This is a genomic window from Mesorhizobium sp. B2-4-7 (assembly GCF_006442685.1).
Classification (GTDB): Bacteria; Pseudomonadota; Alphaproteobacteria; order Rhizobiales; family Rhizobiaceae; genus Mesorhizobium.
Genome location: NZ_VFVH01000004.1, coordinates 359368 through 376164, shown reverse-complemented (window position 1 = coordinate 376164; position 16797 = coordinate 359368). Strand labels below are relative to the sequence as shown.

Sequence of the window (16797 nt, the reverse complement as noted above, 5' to 3'; positions counted from 1 at the left end):
GTTATGGTGCTGAGTTGCGCCGGAGGCCCGCCGCACAGGCGGGTTTTTCGTTTGATGCTTCTCGACAGACGCGCCGGCGAACACTCCAAGGAACCCGTTAATCTGAACTTGCAGCCTTGGCGGATCAGGCCAGGCGCTTGACCCGGCTTTTCAGCGTCTCGTAGCCGCGGGCGCCAAGCAGCGCGCGGGCAAGGGCCTTGGCGGCGCCCTTGCGGCCTTCCTGTGATTTGGCCTGTCGCAACCTGGCCGGCAGGTTGCGCGCCGCCTGGCCGAGCGCCGGGAGCGACAGCGCGTTGGGAAAGCTGACCATGTGCGTTTCGACGCACAGCACCGGTTTGCCCGACAGCTCGGTGATCCTCAGCGCCTGCTCGTGCTCGCTCTCGATGAACAGGATGGCATCGGATTTGCGGTAGAATTCGGCCTTGAAACTGCCATGCGCGCCAAGCCGCTGGCGCTCCGCCTTGCTCGGCAGGTCGAGCATGATCAGATGATCGTACTTGATCTCGTGCTTGGCCAGCCATGCCTCGGTCAAGGCGCGGTATTTCTCCAGCCGGCTGGTCACCAGCCAGCCGATCTTGCGGGTCGCGGTATGGAGCGGCCGCGCTTCGCTGAGGAATTTCTCGTAGGCCGGACCGTCGTCGTTTTCCGCCTCGGTCGGATCGAGGCACAGCACCCCGTCTATGTCGACGCAGCATTGCGCCAGGAATTTATGATGCATGAAGTTCCACTGGAACATGCGCGGGTGCGGCACGACCTCGAAGACGACATCGGTCTCGGCATGCTGCGGCTCAAGCCCGAACACGGCGGCAAAGGTGTAGGCTGCCTCGATGCCGGCACCCTCTATGCGGGCGCGGGCGTCGCGCATGGCGTTGCCGCCGGAGACGCTGTCGTCGATCACCAGCACCTTGCGCATTTCCGCGACCTTGCGGTCGAGCACCGCACGGCGCTTGGTGATGCCCGATGTGTAGACGCGACCCTCGAGGAAGGAGTCCAGGTCGGTCATCGGTATGTTCGCCGCGAGACTGACCAGCGTCGCTGCCAGCACCCCGCTTCTGGGGACGCCGACCACCAGGTCGATGTCGCGCGGCAACCGGTGAAGGTTGCTCACGATCGCGTCGTTCATGTCTGAGATCGATCGGTAATGCATGGATCAGGCCTGATGCTCGGGTGAACGGTAAGGGTCGAAAGCGCCAAAATTATTGCGCCTCGCGCGGTGCTGCCGCCGGCGGCCTTGCCGGCAGCATTTTCAAGGCCTCGCGCAAGGCTTCACGGCCGGCTGCGAAGGCCAGCGCGATGACGATGGTGATGAGATAGGCAAGGATCGCGCCGCTGGCCAAGGCAATGACATGCTGCTGCGGCAGCAGCGGCTTGACCAACCAGACCACCGCCAGCGCCACATGCGCGCCGAGCACGAACGGCGTCGCCGCGCGAAGCACGTGGCTTGCCCGCAGCGGCCCGCTCCTGCCGACATAGAGCCACAGGAAAGGCGTGCGCAGATATTCGCTGACGGCATAGGCGATCGCCACGCCGAGCGCGCCATAAGGCAGGCCCAGCACGAAAGCGAGCACCGACGTCACCGCCGTGATGATGCCCCAGCGCATGAAGTCGCCGGAGCGGCCCTGGCTGACGAACAGCCATCCGGCCGGATTGTTGAGCGGCTGCAGCAGCCCGGCGAAGCCCAGCGCCAGGAAAATCGAGGCGCTTGCGCGCCATTGCTCACCGAGCACGAAGGGGATGAGTATGTCGGACATGGCGGTGGCGAAAGCGACGCCGGGAAGCGCCACCAGCAGGATCAGCGGCATGACGCGAAGATAGGCGCTGCGGTAGCGGTCGGGCTCGTCCTTCAGCCTGGAAAGAGCCGGCACCATCACCTTCGACAGCGGGTTCGTGATCTGGCTCAGCGGGAACAGGAGCAGCTTGTAGGCACGGTCATAGAGGCCGAGCTGCGCCTCGCCCCAGTATTTTCCGATCAGCACGTTGTCGAGATTGCGGGCGAAGAAATTGGCGAAGTTGAAGCCGGTTATGCCGGCGCCGAAATTGATCAGCTCGCTGATCCCGGCGACCTTGCGCGGCAGGCTGGGCCGCCAGCGCGAACTGGCCCAGTAGCACAGCGTCGGCAGCACGGCTCCGGTCAAGGTGCCGGCGAAAAGTGCCCAGTAGGAGCGGTCGATGAAGGTCCAGGCGATCGACACGGCAAGACCAGCCACGGCGCCTGCGACATCGATGATGGCCAGGCGGCCGAACTGCATGCGGCGGGTCAGGAGCGCCAGATGTTGCGCACCGAGGCCGTAGGCCATGATCTGCAGGCCCAGCGCCGCCACCAGGCCAGCCACACGCGGTTCGCCGTAGAAGGCGGCGACCAGCGGTGCCGCGCCGGCAAGCACGCAGGCCAGGATGGCGCTGACGGCGACATTGATCCAGAACAGGTAGTTCACCTCGTCGTGCCGTATGCCCGATTTCTGGATGGTCGCCTGGGTGAGGCCGAAATCCTGGAACAGCGCGATGAAGGCCAGCACCGGCGCGCACATCGCCACGACGCCGAAATCCTGCGGCAACAGGAGACGCGACAGCACGATGACGGAAATGATCTGCGTGGCGACCCGCACGGACTGCGACAAGGCCGTCACGACCGCGCCGCGCCCGACGGATTTGCGCAGCGAGCCTTCTGGCGGATCGAATGGATTGGCTTCCAAATTCAGGATTCCTGATTCTTGTGCAGGTTCCGACCAGGAACCCTGCAACCGCCGCCGCGGCCAAATTACGGCATTTATTTTGCAGTGCAACAAAAAACGTGGATTTTGCTACGCTGCACCAAAAATGTTGCGATGCAGCAAGACCTGTACTAGGTTCGCCGTGGGTGGGCCAACAGCGGTCGAGTTTTCATGCTGAATGTCTTGTACCTTGTGCATGACGTTTCCGACCCGGCAGTGCGCCGGCGGATTACCATGCTCAGGGCAGGTGGCGCCCAGGTCACGCTCGCAGGCTTCCGTCGCACGGCAAATCCCATTGCCGACGTCGAGGGTTTGCGGCCGCTGGATCTCGGCGCGACGCGTGACGGGCGATTCGCCCAGCGTCTGACGGCAGTCGCCAAGGCGGCGGTTTCGATCGGCGCCAGGCTCCGCGGCATGCCGAGGCCCGATCTCATCATCGCGCGCAACCTGGAAATGCTGGCGCTCGCCCGCCGCGCCAACACGGCGTTCGGCGCCGCGGTGCCGATCGTCTATGAATGCCTCGACATCCATCGCCTGATGCTTCGCAGCGATGCGGTTGGCAGGGCGCTGCGTGCCACGGAACGTTACCTTGCCAGGGACGTAAGGCTGCTGGTGACCAGCTCGCCCGCGTTCACCGCCAATTATTTCGAACCGTTCGGCCAGGTGACGGCGCCGGTCGAACTGGTCGAAAACAAATATTTCGAGGCAGCGGCGATCCTGCCGGCCGAGCATGAGATGGCCGAGGCGCCTGTCGCGCCACCCTGGCGCATCGGCTGGTTCGGGGCATTGCGCTGCCGCCGCTCGCTCGAACTCCTGGCCGATTTCTCGCGCCGCGCCGATGGCCGGTTCGAGATCGTGCTGCGCGGCCGCCCGGCATTGACCGAATTCCCGGATTTCCACGCCTTCGTAGAGGCCGAGCCCTGGCTTTCGTTTCGCGGACCCTACCGCAACCCGGAGGACATGGCGGCGATCTACCGGGACGTGCATTTCTCCTGGGCGATCGATTTCTTCGAGGCGGGCCAGAATTCCGAATGGCTGCTGCCCAACCGACTCTATGAAGGCTGTCGTTTCGGCGCGGTGCCGATCTCGATGGCCAACACGGAAACCGGGCGGTTCCTCGGCCGGCAAGGCATCGGCATTCTGTTGCCCGAAGCCTCACCCGACGCGCTCGAAGCCGCCATCGGCAAGATGGAGGAGCGCCGCTTCAGCACGTTGAAGGAGCGCGTTCTGTCGCGCAACCCCAGGATATGGAGCTATGATCGCAGCGATTGCCAGGCGCTGGTCGACAAGCTTCGCAGCCTGGCCGCCATGCGCCAACCCTTCGCGGCCGAGGCTTTGGCCTAGGATGGAGATCGCCCGATGATGCAAGCGCTCCCCTCCAGCCTGATCGTGATTCCCTGCCTCAACGAGGCAGCCCATATCGGTGGGCTGCTCGACCAGCTCAGCCCCGCGGCGGCGAGGCTCGGTGCCAGGATCGTCGTTGCCGATGGCGGCAGCACCGATGATACCCCGGCCATTGTCGGCGAACGCGCGAAAGAGGATCCCCGCATCGTCCTGCTCCACAATGAAAAGCGCATCCAGAGCGCGGCGATCAATCTTGCCGTCGCCAGATTCGGCGATGGTGCCGAATATCTGATCCGCATCGATGCCCATGGCGGCTACCCCGCCGACTATTGCGACCGGCTGGTCGAGGAAGCGCTGGCCACGGGCGCCGATTCGGTCGTGGTCTCGATGCTGACCAGCGGCAGCGGCACCGTGCAGAAGGCGGCCGCGGCGGCACAGAATTCAAAGCTCGGCACCGGCGGTTCCAAGCACAGGCATCTGTCCGCCGGAGAATGGGTCGATCACGGCCATCACGCGCTGATGCGGATTTCTGCCTTCCAGGCCGTCGGCGGCTATGACGAGACGTTCAGCCATAATGAGGACGCCGAGCTCGACTACCGGCTGAGACAGGCCGGCTACAGGATCTGGATGAGCGGCAGGACGCAGATGGTCTACTATCCGCGCGCGTCGCTCAGCGGCCTCTATTTCCAGTATCTCGGCTACGGCCGCGGACGCGCCAAGAATGTCCTGAAGCACCGCGTCATCCCGAAGGTCCGGCAGATGGTGCCGCTGCTGGTGTTCCCGGTGGTGGTGCTCGCGGCCTTTTCCTTCGTGCACTGGCTGGCGGCGGTGCCGCTTTTGATCTGGGCATCCGTATGCCTCGGCTATGGCCTGTGGACGGCGGTAAGCCAGCGCAATGCCGACATCGCGCTTGCCGGCGTCTCGGCGATGGTCATGCATTTCGGCTGGTCCGTCGGTTTCTGGCTGCAGCTTCTCGGCCTTGGCAAACAGCGCGGGGTCGCGTGATGGCGGTTCCAGGCAAGAACCGCAGCATCGATATCGGCGTGTGCACGTTCCGCCGGCCGGAATTGGCCCACACGCTGCGCTCGCTCGACGCCATGGACAGGCTGGCCGGTTTCGATGTCCGTGTCATCGTCGCCGACAATGACGACACGCCGAGCGCCAGGGATCTGGTGACGGCCCTGGCGCGCGAACTGACGCTGCCGATCAGCTATCACCACTGCCCGGCGCGCAACATCTCGATCGCCCGCAATGCCTGTCTTGACGCCAGCACGTCGGATTTCGTCGCCTTCATCGATGACGACGAGACGGCTTCGCCGCGTTGGCTTGCCGAGCTCGTCGCAACAGCCCAGGCAAGTCGCGCCGCCGCCGTGCTGGGCCCGGTCAAGGCGCGCTATGGGGCCGATGCGCCGGACTGGATGCGGCGTGGCGACTTCCATTCGACCTTGCCGGTCTGGGTGCGCGGCGAGATCCGCACCGGCTACACCTGCAACGTGCTGCTCGACATGGGGTCGGACAGCCTGCGCGGGCGCCGCTTCAGCCTGGCGCGTGGCCAGACCGGCGGCGAGGACACCGAATTCTTCGACCAGATGCACAAGACAGGCGGCACGATCGCGTTTTCTCCGGAGGCTTGGGTGGACGAGGTCGTGCCACGGACCAGGGCCGCGTTCGACTGGCTTGGCCGCCGCCGCTTCCGCGTCGGGCAGACGCATGGCCATCTCCTGGGGCGCAATGCCAGCGGCATTGGCCTGCTCAAACAGGTCGCCATTGCCTCGGCAAAGGCAGCCTATTGCTTCGCCGCGGCGTTTCCCTTCCTTGCCAGCCCCGTGCGGCGGAACCGCAGCGTGCTGCGCGGCATTATGCATGTCGGCGTCGTCAGCGGCCTTGTCGGCATCCGCGAGATTCGTCTCTACGGCCAGCCCTCGCCACAGGAAGGAGGCAAGCGTGCAGCCTGACGTCAGCTTCGTCCCGGACGTTTCCTTCGTCATTGCAGCCTACAACGCCGAGGCGACCCTCGACCGGGCGATCGCCAGCGCCATCGCGCAGAAGGGTGTCAGCGTCGAGGTCGTCGTCGTCGACGACAAGTCGCGCGACGCCACGCTCGACGTGGCAAGGGCCTATCCGCAGGACATCGTGCGCGTCGTGGCGCTCGCGCAGAACAGGGGCCCCGGCGGCGCCAGGAACGCCGGCCTCGAGGCTGCCCGCGGCCGCTGGGTCGCGGTCCTCGATTCCGACGATGCGGTCTATCCCGGCCGCATCGCCGCCATGATCGCGCGGGCCGAAAGGGCGGGCGCGCAAATCGCCGTCGACAACCTCCAGGTCGTCCGCGAGGACGGCGTGATCGAGGATGCGATGTTCCCGACGCGCTATCTGGAGGAATTGGGCGAGATCTCGCTGGCCAGCTATATCGCCGGCAACGTCGTCTTCGAATCGAAGTTCAATCTCGGCTATCTCAAGCCGATCTTCGAGCGCCGCTTCCTGGAAGAAAACGGACTTCGCTACGACGAGGACCTGATCATCGGCGAGGATTACATATTCCTGGCCAACGCCCTGGCCAAGGGCGGCAGGTGCGTGGTCGAGCCTGACATCGGCTATGCCTATCACATCCGCAGCGGCTCCATTTCGCGCGTGCTCGAGCCTCATCATGTCGAGGCGATGCGCAAGGCCGATGCGATTTTCGCTCAAAGCCATCAGATGGACGCGGCCGCGCAAGCGGCCTTCGCCCGGCGCAGCCGCAGCCTGCGCAAGGCAGCCTCGTTCCTGTCGATGGTCCAGCACATCAAGGCGCGGTCCCCGCTCAAGGCGATCCGGACGGCGCTCAGCGACCCGGCGGCGGTCAGGCATATGGGCATGCCGATCGCCGTGCGGTTGCGACGAGTAGCGGCACAATTTGCCGTAGGGGCGGGGAGGTGAAGATGCAGGCACATGGAGGGATTTTTCCTGGCCTGCGAATGGACTGAAGTCGATCTCCTCAGAAGGAATTTGCGATGAAGAAAATCAGGAAGGCCGTGATACCGGTGGCGGGGCTTGGAACGCGGTTCCTGCCGGCGACCAAGTCGATGCCGAAGGAAATGCTTCCCGTCGTCGACCGGCCCGTCGTGCAATACGCCGTCGATGAGGCCTTCGAGGCCGGCATCGAGCACATCGTGTTCGTGACCGGCCGTAACAAGGCGGTTATCGAGGATTATTTCGACCTGCATCCGGAATTGATCGGAACACTGGAGCAGAGCGGCAAGAAGGCGCAATTGCAGTCGCTGGAAAGCCTGCTGCCGGTGGCCGGCGCCACCAGCTTCATCCGCCAGCAATCCCCGCAAGGCCTTGGCCACGCCGTCTGGTGCGCGCGCGAGGTCATCGGCAACGAGCCCTTCGCCCTGCTTTTGCCTGATATGGTTTCGTTCGGCGGCCGCGGCTGCCTGGCCGAGGTCGCCGACCTCTATGCCGAGACCGGCGGCAACGTCATTGCGGTCGAGCGCTGTGACCCGACCGAGACCAACAAATACGGCATTGTCGGCCGCGGCGCCGACATTGGCGGCGGTTTCGAGGTGACGGCGATGGTCGAAAAGCCGGCGCCGGCCAATGCGCCGTCGAACTTCTACATCAACGGCCGCTATATCCTGCAGCCCGAGATCTTCGCCCTGCTCGGCAACCAGCAGCGCGGCGCGGGCAATGAGATCCAGCTGACCGACGCCATGGTCCGCCTGGCGCAGGAGCAGTCCTTCTTTGCCCAGCCTTTCAAGGGCCGCATGTTCGACTGCGGCTCGAAGGAGGGCTTTATCCAGGCCAACATCGCCTTCGCCTTGGCGCGCGACGACATGAAGGGTCCGGTTTTCGAGATGCTCCAGGAGTTCGTCCGGTCGCATGAACGACAGGAAGAAGCCGCATAATGCCCATGTTTCGGGAGCATTGTCGGACGGCTGACGGTGCGATGCGCGCAACGCCCTGTGGCGTCCGGCATGGAACTTGCGTTGCTTTTTGGCAATGCTCCCGATCTTCGAAGTGCCTGGGAGCCAAGGCATGATCCCGGAAAGCGCAAGGCGGTTTTCGGAAAAGATCATGTTCAAACAGTGAGATAGAGCCCATCCCGATGATTGGGATGGACGGGCTCTGGAATTGGACCGAAGATGAACTATGCCAACTTTCCTCTCGACAAGAGGATGCCACTGCCGAATTCGGAAGCAGGAGACGGCGAAGACTTCATCGATGTCGAGCGGCTGCTTGGCATGGCAGCGCGGCAGGCCAAGGTGGTTGTCCTGGGCGCGGTCATTGGTCTTGTCCTGGGCCTGCTCTATCTGCAGACCACGCCGCCCAAATACCAATCGGTCTCGAGCGTGCTGATCGATGAGGGGCTGAACAAGATCGTCGACGACATTTCGGCGGCGTCGACGACCATGCAGACCGATTCGGCCATCCTGAGCCAGATCGAAATCCTGACCTCGACGAGGCTTGCCGCCGTGGTCGTCGACAAGCTGAAGCTCGACCGCAACGACGCGTTCATGAACCCGCCCCAGTCGGCGCTCGCCCAGGGCATCGGCCTGATCCGTGGCCTGATCCAGTATGTTCGCCCCAGTCCTCCCATGCCGGGCGTCGGCGACGTCACCAAGCTCGACCCCGCCACCCGCGATGCGCTGATCGCGACCTCTCGTCGCGACTACGCGATCCTCAAATTGCAGAACGAGGTGCAGGCGGAGCGCGTCGGGCGAAGCTATGTCATCGCGCTCGGCTACCAGGCGACGGACCCGGCACTGGCGACCGCGATCACCAAAGCCTATGCCGATGCCTATCTCGCCGACCAGCTCGACGCCTCCTTCGATGCCACCGAGCGCGCAGCGGTCTGGCTGCAGGGCCGGCTGACGGAACTGCGCGAAAGCTCGCAGGCGGCATCGCTCGCGGTCGAGAAATTCAGGGCCGAGCACGGCCTGTCCGCCAACAGCGACGGCCAGCTGATGAGCGCCAAGCAGCTTGCCGACCTCAACGCCCAGCTTATCGTGGCGCAGGCCGATACCGCCCGGGCCAGCGCCCGCTACCAGCAATACAAGTCCATCGTCGAAAGCGGTTCGGAGAACGCCTTCAAGGATGCCGCCATATCGAGCGACCAGCCGAGCAGCTCGGTCATCGCGGCGCTCAAGACGCGCTATCTCGCCGTCGCCAAGCGGCAGCAGGATGTCGAGGCCAATTTTGGGCCGCAGCATCCGCAGGCGGTGGCGCTCGCCAAGGAGAAGGCCGACATATCGGCGCAGATATTCGGCGAGCTGAAGCAGCTGACCGAAAGCTATCGCAATGAATATGAAGTGGCGCTGGCGCGCGAGACCGCGCTCAGGGCCAATGTCGCCGCGGCGCAAGGCAAGAGCGCCATCGACAACCAGTCGCAGGTCAAGCTGCGTGAACTCGACCAGAAGGCGACGGCGCTCTCCACGCTCTACCAGACATTCCTCGGCCGCTACGAGGAAGCCGCCCAGCAGCAATCCTTCCCGGTCGGCAAGATCCGCATCATCTCGGATGCATCGACGCCGCTCAGCGCCTCCAGCCCGCGCACGGTGGTTGTGCTGGCGCTCTCGCTTGTGCTGGGCACGTTGATGGGTGCCGGGCTCGGCGGCCTGAACGAATTCAACGAGCGTTTCTTCAGGACCGGCGAGGATGTCCGCGACCGCGTCGGCCTCAAATTCCTCGGTTATCTGCCTGTCATCGGCGGCAAGACCGCCAGGGAGGAAAAGCCGGCCGACCCGGATCTCAAAACCGCCAAATCGCCGGCCGCCGCCGAAAAGCGCGCGCGCATGCGCGTCAGCGTCGATGCTCCGGCGTCGATGTTCTCCGAGACGCTGCGCAGCGCAAAGATCGCCTTCGACGTCGTCATGGAAGGGCAGGGCAGCCGCGTCATCGGCGTCATCTCGGTCCTTCCCGGCGAAGGCAAGTCGACGGTCGCGGCCAATCTGGCCGGACTGCTCGCCGCCAACGGCGCCAGGACGCTGCTGATCGACGGCGACCTGCGCAATCCGGGCTTGAGCCGCAGCCTCGGCATGGAGGCCGAGCAGGGACTGATGGAAGCGGTGGTGAGCGGCCAGACCTGGCAGTCGGTCGGCAAGATCGACCGGCAGACCAAGCTGGCGATCATTCCGGCCGTGCTGCGCGGCAATTTCTCGCATACCAGCGAGCTTCTCTCCTCGGCCGGCATGCGGCGCTTCATCGACAACGCCAAGGAGACCTTCGAATACATCGTCGTCGATCTGCCGCCGCTGGGGCCGGTGGTCGACGCCAAGGCCTTCGCGCCGCTTGTCGACGGCTTCGTGCTGGTCACCGAATGGGGCCGCACGCCGCGCGCGATGGTGAGATCGATGCTCGAATCCGAACCCTATGTCGCCAACAAGATCGTCGGCGCGGTGCTGAACAAGGTCGATCTCAAGAAGCTCGCCAAATACGGCTCGTTCGGAGCGTCCGAAAAATTCTTCGGCCAGTACTCGAGCTATTATCTCGACAAGACCGAAGTGCGCAGCAAGACAACGGTCTGAGTTCAACCGTGGCGATTTCCGTGCCTGAGTGACGAGGCAGGTCATCGCCTATGTGGCCGCGGCGGGCTACAATGGGAGTCTAAACCCGGGCATCATCCGGCAGGCAATGTCAGCTTACGCGGCCAATAGCGGCTCGCCACCAAAAGACTGAGATGGACGACAACTATTCCGAGGATGCCTGCCAAAGCCTTCAGTGAGCCGTCCGAAAGGCGCGCATGCCGACCGGGTTCGAGGAGCTGCATCAGCTCCAGCACAGTGGCTACGACGACAACTATAGTGACAGTTCCAGCCAAGCGGTTTGGAAAGCCGAGCCCCATTGCCACGCCGAACAGAACGTAGGCGAGGGCGCGTTCGAAATCTGGGTCACCCAGGTGGGGCCGCATCTGGATTGGCGACAGCGTCGCGAAGACAATGACGGCGAGCAAAGCAATGGCGGCAATGCGAGAGATGAGGGTCATTGCCGTTCGTAAAGCGAACAAGCCGGCGAAACAAGTACGGGCATCTTCAAGGGTCGAATTTATAACGAGGTAGCTTCCGTACTGCTTGGCGGATTCAAGCAGCCGCGCCCGATCCAAAGACCCATGCTAGCCCGTGACGCCCGGTTTCTTTGGCTGATTGGCGATGTCTATGAAATGACATCCGGAGCAATATTGTATTGCGCAGAATCGACGCGCTTTGAGGTTGGCGACATGGATTGGAAGCAGGTCGGCCCCAGAGCAGATCAGTCTATTTCGCTTGCCAGCGATTTCGACGGCAGGTCGATCGTCCGCTCTGGATGGAGGGCGGTGTCGGTCCAAGCCCTGGTCAGTTTGAGTTCTGACCGGGTTTCGCAGACAGCGCGATCGGGTAGGTTTCGATAAGCCGAAGCGACCGCACCATGTTCGCCGTTTGCGTCTTGTACTTGAGAAAATGCGGTGTGGTCAGATGGGCTTCGTACGCCGTCTGATCGGCGTAGCATTCGATCACGCGCACCTTTTCAGGCGCACCTTTTTCCGACACGGCATGAAGGAAAAGCACGCCCGGCTCGATTCGCACGGAGGCCTCGATCTCTTCGGCAATCAGGGCCTTGTAGCTGTCGATCTGGTCAGGATCGATTTCCAGTTCGGCTATCGTGACGATCCGCATCGATTGGTCCCTAGCTTTGTACAGGGCCGCGACTCCCTATCCAGGCCTCGGAACCCTGCGGCTGGACAGTGCGCTCCTGCGAGGAAGGCACCGAGGTGCCCGTTGGTCAATCCTCATTGGTCAACAAGATCGCGACTACGCGGCCCTGAGCCGGTAGCGGAACACCGTGTGGTCGAGCAGCAGCCGGATGCGCGGTTCGGCTTCGGTCGCCACCAGCCAGCTTGCCGCGATCATGGTCGCTCCGACCGTTGCCATGGACAACAGATAAGGCAGCCCGGCGCGGACCATCGCGCCGAGCACCGCCGCGCCGATGACGTCGTGGATCAGATAGAGCGGGTAGGTCATCAAGCCGATCCGGCGCCAGCCGCTCCAGCTGAGGTCGAGCCGCAGCGACCATGCCATCAGGGCGATGGCGACCAGGAAGACAAGGATCGGCGGCGCATAGGGCATCGCGGCGCCGACCTTGATGCTGTGGACGTCGACCGAGCTGGCGATTTGCAGCACGCCCCCGCCCAGGAACAGCAGGCAGAAGGCCAGGCGCGAGGCCGTCACCGCCTTGAACCGCATCAGCCAGATGAGCACGCCGACGGCGAAAAAAGAGCCATGGTGCACCAGGACGAGCTGCAGCCAGCGTGTCTCGGCGAGGTCGGACCAGCCGAGCGGATAATAGAGGCACCAGAACAGCGTGCTGACGAGGCCGATCACGATTGCCACCGTCTCCATCAGGTGGAAGCGGCCAAGCCGCAACAGGATCCAGACGACAGCGTAGAAGGCGATCTCGATGCCGAGCGTCCAGTAGACGCTGTCCACCCAGGGGCCGTAGGGCGCGAAAAGGCCGGTGCGAACGAGCCTGATCACGGCATCGGTCGGCCAGCTCAGACCGGTGAGCAGCAGCACCGCCGCGGTCACCGGCGCGCAGATCCAGACCGCCGGCGCCAGCCTTTTCACCCTTGCCTCGAAAAACCGCAGCGGCGTCGAATTCTCGGCGCTGAAGGCGATGACGAAACCGCTGATGACGAAGAATATCTGCACGCCGACCCAGCCGGAGCCGACGAAGGCCATTTCGGGATGGGGCGGGATGCCGCCGGTCGCGCGCGCCGAAACCCCGTCAGGGAATGCCCATACCCAGAAGCCATAGTGATAGAACATCACCATGACGGCGGCCAGGAAACGCAATATGTCGACGCCGCCGAATGTCGCCTTGTGCTGAGCCATGCCGTGCCTTTGGAATGGCCCCCCAAGCCAAACCCTAGAGTCTGTTGTTGCATTGCACAACAAAAGATTGGCCAGATGTGACAGTTGGCGCCGACCGCTCAACAAACGGAAGGATCGGCTCTGCTGCGCCCGATCATCTAGCTAGACCCCGATGCCGCGCTCCTTCAGCACGGCCGTGATCTCTTCGAGGATGGCCGGGTCGTCGATCGTCGCCGGCATGGTCCAGTCTTCCTTGTCGGCGATCTTCTGCATGGTGCCGCGCAGGATCTTTCCCGACCGCGTCTTCGGCAGCCGCTTGATCGTCACCACCGTCCTGAAGGCGGCGACCGGGCCGATGCGCTCGCGCACCAGCCCCACCACTTCGCTCTCGATGAGGCCGATCTCGCGCGAGACACCAGCGTTGAGCACGACGAAGCCGAGCGGAACCTGGCCTTTCATCGAATCGGCGATGCCGACGACGGCGCATTCCGCGACATCGGGATGCGTTGCCAGCACCTCTTCCATGGCGCCGGTCGACAGCCGGTGGCCGGCGACATTGATGATGTCGTCGGTGCGGGCCATCACGTAGAGGTAGCCGTCATCGTCGATCATGCCGGCATCGGCGGTCTTGTAGAAGCCGGGGAACTCGTCGAGATAGGCTTGGCGGAAACGGGCGTCGGCGTTCCACAGCGTCGGCAGGCAGCCCGCCGGCAGCGGCAGCTTGACCACGACATTGCCGAGCGTGCCGCGCGGCACCTCGTGGCCGGCATCGTCGAGCACGCGGATGTCGTAGCCGGGCATCGGCACGCCGGGTGAGCCGTATTTTACCGGCAGCAGGCCAAGGCCTGCGGGGTTGATGGTCATTGGCGAGCCGGTCTCGGTCTGCCACCAATGGTCGATGACCGGCACGTTCAGTTTCTGCTCCGCCCATTTGATGGTTTCGGGATCGGCGCGCTCGCCGGCGAGGAACAGCGTTCGGAATTTCGACAGGTCGTATCTGGCGACGAATTCGCCCCTGGGATCCTGCCCCTTGATGGCGCGGAACGCCGTCGGCGCGGTGAACAGGGCGACCACGCCATGCTGCGCGATCACCCGCCAGTAGGTGCCGGCATCGGGCGTGCCGACCGGCTTGCCTTCGAACAGGATGCTGGTGCAGCCATGCAGCAGCGGCCCGTAGACGATGTAGGAATGGCCGACCACCCAGCCGACGTCGGACGCCGCCCAGAACACTTCGCCGGGCTTGACGCCGAACTCGTTTTCCATCGTCCATTCGAGCGCCACCATGTGGCCGCCATTGTCGCGAACGATGCCCTTGGGCTGGCCGGTCGTGCCTGACGTGTAGATGATATAGAGCGGGTCGGTGGCAAGCACTGGAACGCAGTCGACATTGGCGCCGGCCGCCCGCTCGCGCGCGACCGCGTCCGCATAGTCGATGTCGTAATTGTCCCTGAGCTCGCAGCGCAATTGGTCGCGCTGCAGGATCAGGCAGGCGTCCGGCTTGTGGCGGGATATCTCGATCGCCTTGTCGAGCAGCGGCTTGTAGGCGACGACGCGGCCGGGCTCCAGGCCGCAGGAGGCCGAAATGATCACCTTCGGCCTGGCGTCGTCGATGCGGGTGGCGAGCTCATGCGAGGCAAAACCGCCGAAGACGACCGAATGCACGGCGCCGATGCGGGCGCAGGCAAGCATGGCGATGGCCGCTTCCGCCACCATCGGCATGTAGATGATGACGCGGTCGCCCTTGCCGACGCCGCGGTTCTTCAGCACCGAGGTCAGCGCCACCACTTCGCGTTTGAGCTCGGCATAGGTGAATGTCTTCACGCTGCCGGTGATGGCGCTGTCATGGATCAGCGCGATCTGGTCGGCACGCCCGCCGGCGACATGCCGGTCGAGGGCATTGTAGCAGGTGTTGCAGGTGGCGCCGGTAAACCAGCGGCCATAAACGCCGGCTTCCGCATCGAACACCTTGTCGTAAGGCGTGTACCAATCGATGGCGTTCGCCGCGTCCGCCCAGAACTTTTCCGGGTCGCGTTTCCAGCCGTCATAGACCTCGTGATAGCGTGAAGCCATCCGTTTCCTCCCCAGGAAGATTTGCCGTCTTGGCAATAGCCTATGCTGTTTTTTCCGGCGATGTCTTCCCTCAATTCGTCTGATCCGGTCCGGTCCTGGTCGCAAAGGTGCGACATCGTGGCCCTCCGGGAAGAAAAGCAACGGTCCGGCCCGGGCGTTCCCATGTGGCCGTGTGCACCGGCGCGTCGGCCGGTGGTCTCGTCGTCGGGCATGGTCACCGCGATGGAGCAGCCGTCTCCCGGCTCAGTCGACCCTTTTGGTGCTCACGATGACCGGTCGGATCGGCGGCGCCGGCGGCAGCAGGTCGCGAATGTCTGCAAAGGGAAACATCGGCTCGAAGCGGAAGGCTTCGGCCTGTGATCCCGGCGCGCCGTTGCACTGGCCGGCGCGAAAAAAATTCTGCGTGCGGGCGATGTCGACGAAGCGCTCCGGATCCTGCGACTGGTGCAGGCGGATCGCCTTGGCCTTATCTCGGCCTGGGCTGATATCTCGACATAATGGGTCGGGGAGAATCCGGTGCCGCCCATCGTGTCGGCATGCAGCACCGGTACGGCGAACGACGCCGCGATGCGCACGGCGTCCGACAGCGCGCGGTGGTCGGCGTGATAGTCGTTGGGCGCATGGGTAATCACCAGATCCGGTCCGGTTTCGCCAATCAGCGTCTTCAGCGCGCCGATCAGCGCGGCATCCGCCACCAGTCCGCCGTCGGGAAAGTCGAGGAAGCGCGGCGCCGCCCCGAGCAGCGCGGCCGCGGCCGTTGCCTCCTCGCGACGGACACGGGCGAGAACCGTGGGATCGCTCTTGCCGCCTCTGGCACCATCCGTGGCTATGGCAAAAGTCAGTTCTGCGCCTTGCGCCGCATAGGCCGCCATCGTACCGAACATGAATATCTCGATGTCGTCAGGATGCGCGCCGAGCGCCAGTATTTTCAACGCTTCTCTCCCCGGAAATGGAAAAACGTGACGAACGGAATCCTGCTCGCCCTGATCGCCTATGCAAGCTATTCGGGCAGCGATGCCGTTGTCAAAAGCCTGGGTGGGCAGTTCACGGTGTTCGAGATCGGTTTCTTCTCGATATTGTTTGCCGGCTGCTTTCTCTTCTTCACCCGGCCGGCGGACGAGCGTTGGCGTGATTTCTGGCGCACTAAACGGCCTTGGGCGGTGCAGGCGCGCGCCTGGGCCGGCATCGCCTCGGGCGTGCTTAGCGTCTATGCCTTCACCACCATTCCCCTGGCCGAAGTCTACGCGCTCGTCTTTCTGGCGCCGCTCTGCGTCACTATCCTCTCCACGGTCGTCCTCAAGGAAAAGGTGGGTCCATGGCGCTGGCTGGCGGTGGTCGCCGGCTTTGCCGGCGTCATGCTGGTGGTGAGACCGGGTTTTCGCGAACTCAATCTTGGACACCTCGCCGCTTTTGGTGTGGCCTTCCTCGCTGCCGCCAGCGTCATTCTGATGCGCTCGCTGGCAAAGCAGGAAAAGCGCACGACCATGCTCGGCGTGTTGATCGGCTACGGCCTGTTGTTCAACGGCATCGGCATCGCCGCCACCTCGTTAACGCTTCCCGACGCAAGGCAACTTGCATGGCTGATGATGGCCGGCGCCTTCACCGCATGCGGACAATTGCTGCAGCTGCTGGCCGTCAAATACGCGCCCGCCAACCGGATCGCGCCGACGCATTATTCGCAGATGGTCTGGGCGGTCATCCTCGGTGCGCTGTTCTTCCGGGAATATCCTGACTGGCTGTCGCTGGTCGGCCTCGCGGTCGTCGGTGGGTCCGGCCTGCTCACCATGGTGCGCGAGGAAGTACGGTTGGGCACGGTGCGCTGGAACCCGTTTTCGCGCACCCGGCTTTGA

13 protein-coding genes and 1 pseudogene are annotated in these 16797 nt (G+C 64.0%); 7 read left to right on the top strand and 7 right to left on the bottom strand.

Going from position 1 to position 16797, the window contains the following annotated elements; all coding sequences use genetic code 11:
* Nucleotides 1-124: 124 nt before the first annotated feature.
* Both FJ946_RS15005 and FJ946_RS15000 read right to left on the bottom strand, forming a co-directional pair.
* Nucleotides 125-1147, bottom strand: coding sequence for a phosphoribosyltransferase family protein (locus tag FJ946_RS15005; RefSeq protein ID WP_140564955.1), 1023 nt, complete (start codon nucleotides 1145-1147; stop codon nucleotides 125-127).
* A gap of 49 nt (nucleotides 1148-1196) precedes the next feature.
* The gene (locus FJ946_RS15000; RefSeq protein ID WP_140497169.1) at nucleotides 1197-2693 is read right to left on the bottom strand and encodes a lipopolysaccharide biosynthesis protein; all 1497 of its coding nucleotides are present in this window, start codon (nucleotides 2691-2693) and stop codon (nucleotides 1197-1199) included.
* A gap of 189 nt (nucleotides 2694-2882) precedes the next feature.
* Here FJ946_RS15000 and FJ946_RS14995 point away from each other — a divergent pair, with 189 nt between their 5' ends.
* The 6 genes from FJ946_RS14995 to FJ946_RS14970 all read left to right on the top strand — a co-directional run bounded on the left by FJ946_RS14995 (nucleotide 2883) and on the right by FJ946_RS14970 (nucleotide 10558).
* Nucleotides 2883-4055: a glycosyltransferase gene (locus FJ946_RS14995; protein WP_140523572.1), complete on the top strand. Its 1173-nt coding sequence runs from the start codon at nucleotides 2883-2885 to the stop codon at nucleotides 4053-4055.
* A 15-nt stretch (nucleotides 4056-4070) separates the two neighbouring features.
* Nucleotides 4071-5060: a glycosyltransferase family 2 protein gene (locus FJ946_RS14990; protein ID WP_140564953.1), complete on the top strand. Its 990-nt coding sequence runs from the start codon at nucleotides 4071-4073 to the stop codon at nucleotides 5058-5060.
* Complete coding sequence (locus FJ946_RS14985; protein WP_140523578.1) at nucleotides 5060-6010, top strand: glycosyltransferase; 951 nt, start codon at nucleotides 5060-5062, stop codon at nucleotides 6008-6010. The genes FJ946_RS14990 and FJ946_RS14985 overlap by 1 nt, the downstream gene beginning before the upstream one ends.
* Nucleotides 6000-6968 carry a glycosyltransferase family 2 protein gene (locus FJ946_RS14980; protein ID WP_140523580.1) on the top strand — a complete coding sequence of 323 codons (969 nt, stop codon included), beginning with the start codon at nucleotides 6000-6002 and terminating at the stop codon, nucleotides 6966-6968. Before FJ946_RS14985 ends, FJ946_RS14980 begins: the two co-directional genes overlap by 11 nt.
* Nucleotides 6969-7042: 74 nt before the next feature.
* Nucleotides 7043-7939: a UTP--glucose-1-phosphate uridylyltransferase gene (locus tag FJ946_RS14975; RefSeq protein ID WP_140512943.1), complete on the top strand. Its 897-nt coding sequence runs from the start codon at nucleotides 7043-7045 to the stop codon at nucleotides 7937-7939.
* A 237-nt stretch (nucleotides 7940-8176) separates the two neighbouring features.
* Nucleotides 8177-10558, top strand: coding sequence for a polysaccharide biosynthesis tyrosine autokinase (locus tag FJ946_RS14970; protein WP_140497157.1), 2382 nt, complete (start codon nucleotides 8177-8179; stop codon nucleotides 10556-10558).
* 92 nt (nucleotides 10559-10650) lie between these two features.
* On the opposite strand, the gene FJ946_RS14965 is transcribed toward FJ946_RS14970, so the two are convergent.
* From FJ946_RS14965 to FJ946_RS14945, 5 genes and pseudogenes are all read right to left on the bottom strand, one after another.
* Nucleotides 10651-11016, bottom strand: a complete 366-nt coding sequence (locus tag FJ946_RS14965) for a hypothetical protein (protein WP_181167622.1) — start codon at nucleotides 11014-11016, stop codon at nucleotides 10651-10653.
* Between the two features lie 346 nt (nucleotides 11017-11362).
* Nucleotides 11363-11683, bottom strand: a complete 321-nt coding sequence (locus FJ946_RS14960) for a putative quinol monooxygenase (RefSeq protein WP_140564951.1) — start codon at nucleotides 11681-11683, stop codon at nucleotides 11363-11365.
* A gap of 135 nt (nucleotides 11684-11818) precedes the next feature.
* On the bottom strand, nucleotides 11819-12898 hold the full coding sequence (locus tag FJ946_RS14955) for an acyltransferase (RefSeq protein ID WP_140564950.1): 1080 nt from the start codon (nucleotides 12896-12898) through the stop codon (nucleotides 11819-11821).
* A 141-nt stretch (nucleotides 12899-13039) separates the two neighbouring features.
* The gene (locus FJ946_RS14950) at nucleotides 13040-14947 is read right to left on the bottom strand and encodes a propionyl-CoA synthetase (RefSeq protein ID WP_140564948.1); all 1908 of its coding nucleotides are present in this window, start codon (nucleotides 14945-14947) and stop codon (nucleotides 13040-13042) included.
* Nucleotides 14948-15190: 243 nt separating this feature from the next.
* Nucleotides 15191-15879, bottom strand: a pseudogene (locus FJ946_RS14945) (PIG-L deacetylase family protein).
* A 27-nt stretch (nucleotides 15880-15906) separates the two neighbouring features.
* Here FJ946_RS14945 and FJ946_RS14940 point away from each other — a divergent pair.
* Entirely contained in the window at nucleotides 15907-16797 is an 891-nt protein-coding gene (locus FJ946_RS14940; protein WP_140564946.1) for a DMT family transporter, read from the top strand.

Coding starts and splice junctions, on each gene's coding strand:
- FJ946_RS14955 (WP_140564950.1), bottom strand. CDS start 12,898: ATGGCTCAGCACAAGGCGACATTCGGCGGCGTCGACATATTGCGTTTC.
- FJ946_RS14985 (WP_140523578.1), top strand. CDS start 5,060: ATGGCGGTTCCAGGCAAGAACCGCAGCATCGATATCGGCGTGTGCACG.
- FJ946_RS14995 (WP_140523572.1), top strand. CDS start 2,883: ATGCTGAATGTCTTGTACCTTGTGCATGACGTTTCCGACCCGGCAGTG.
- FJ946_RS14975 (WP_140512943.1), top strand. CDS start 7,043: ATGAAGAAAATCAGGAAGGCCGTGATACCGGTGGCGGGGCTTGGAACG.
- FJ946_RS14960 (WP_140564951.1), bottom strand. CDS start 11,683: ATGCGGATCGTCACGATAGCCGAACTGGAAATCGATCCTGACCAGATC.
- FJ946_RS14990 (WP_140564953.1), top strand. CDS start 4,071: ATGATGCAAGCGCTCCCCTCCAGCCTGATCGTGATTCCCTGCCTCAAC.
- FJ946_RS14950 (WP_140564948.1), bottom strand. CDS start 14,947: ATGGCTTCACGCTATCACGAGGTCTATGACGGCTGGAAACGCGACCCG.
- FJ946_RS14970 (WP_140497157.1), top strand. CDS start 8,177: ATGAACTATGCCAACTTTCCTCTCGACAAGAGGATGCCACTGCCGAAT.
- FJ946_RS14965 (WP_181167622.1), bottom strand. CDS start 11,016: ATGACCCTCATCTCTCGCATTGCCGCCATTGCTTTGCTCGCCGTCATT.
- FJ946_RS15005 (WP_140564955.1), bottom strand. CDS start 1,147: ATGCATTACCGATCGATCTCAGACATGAACGACGCGATCGTGAGCAAC.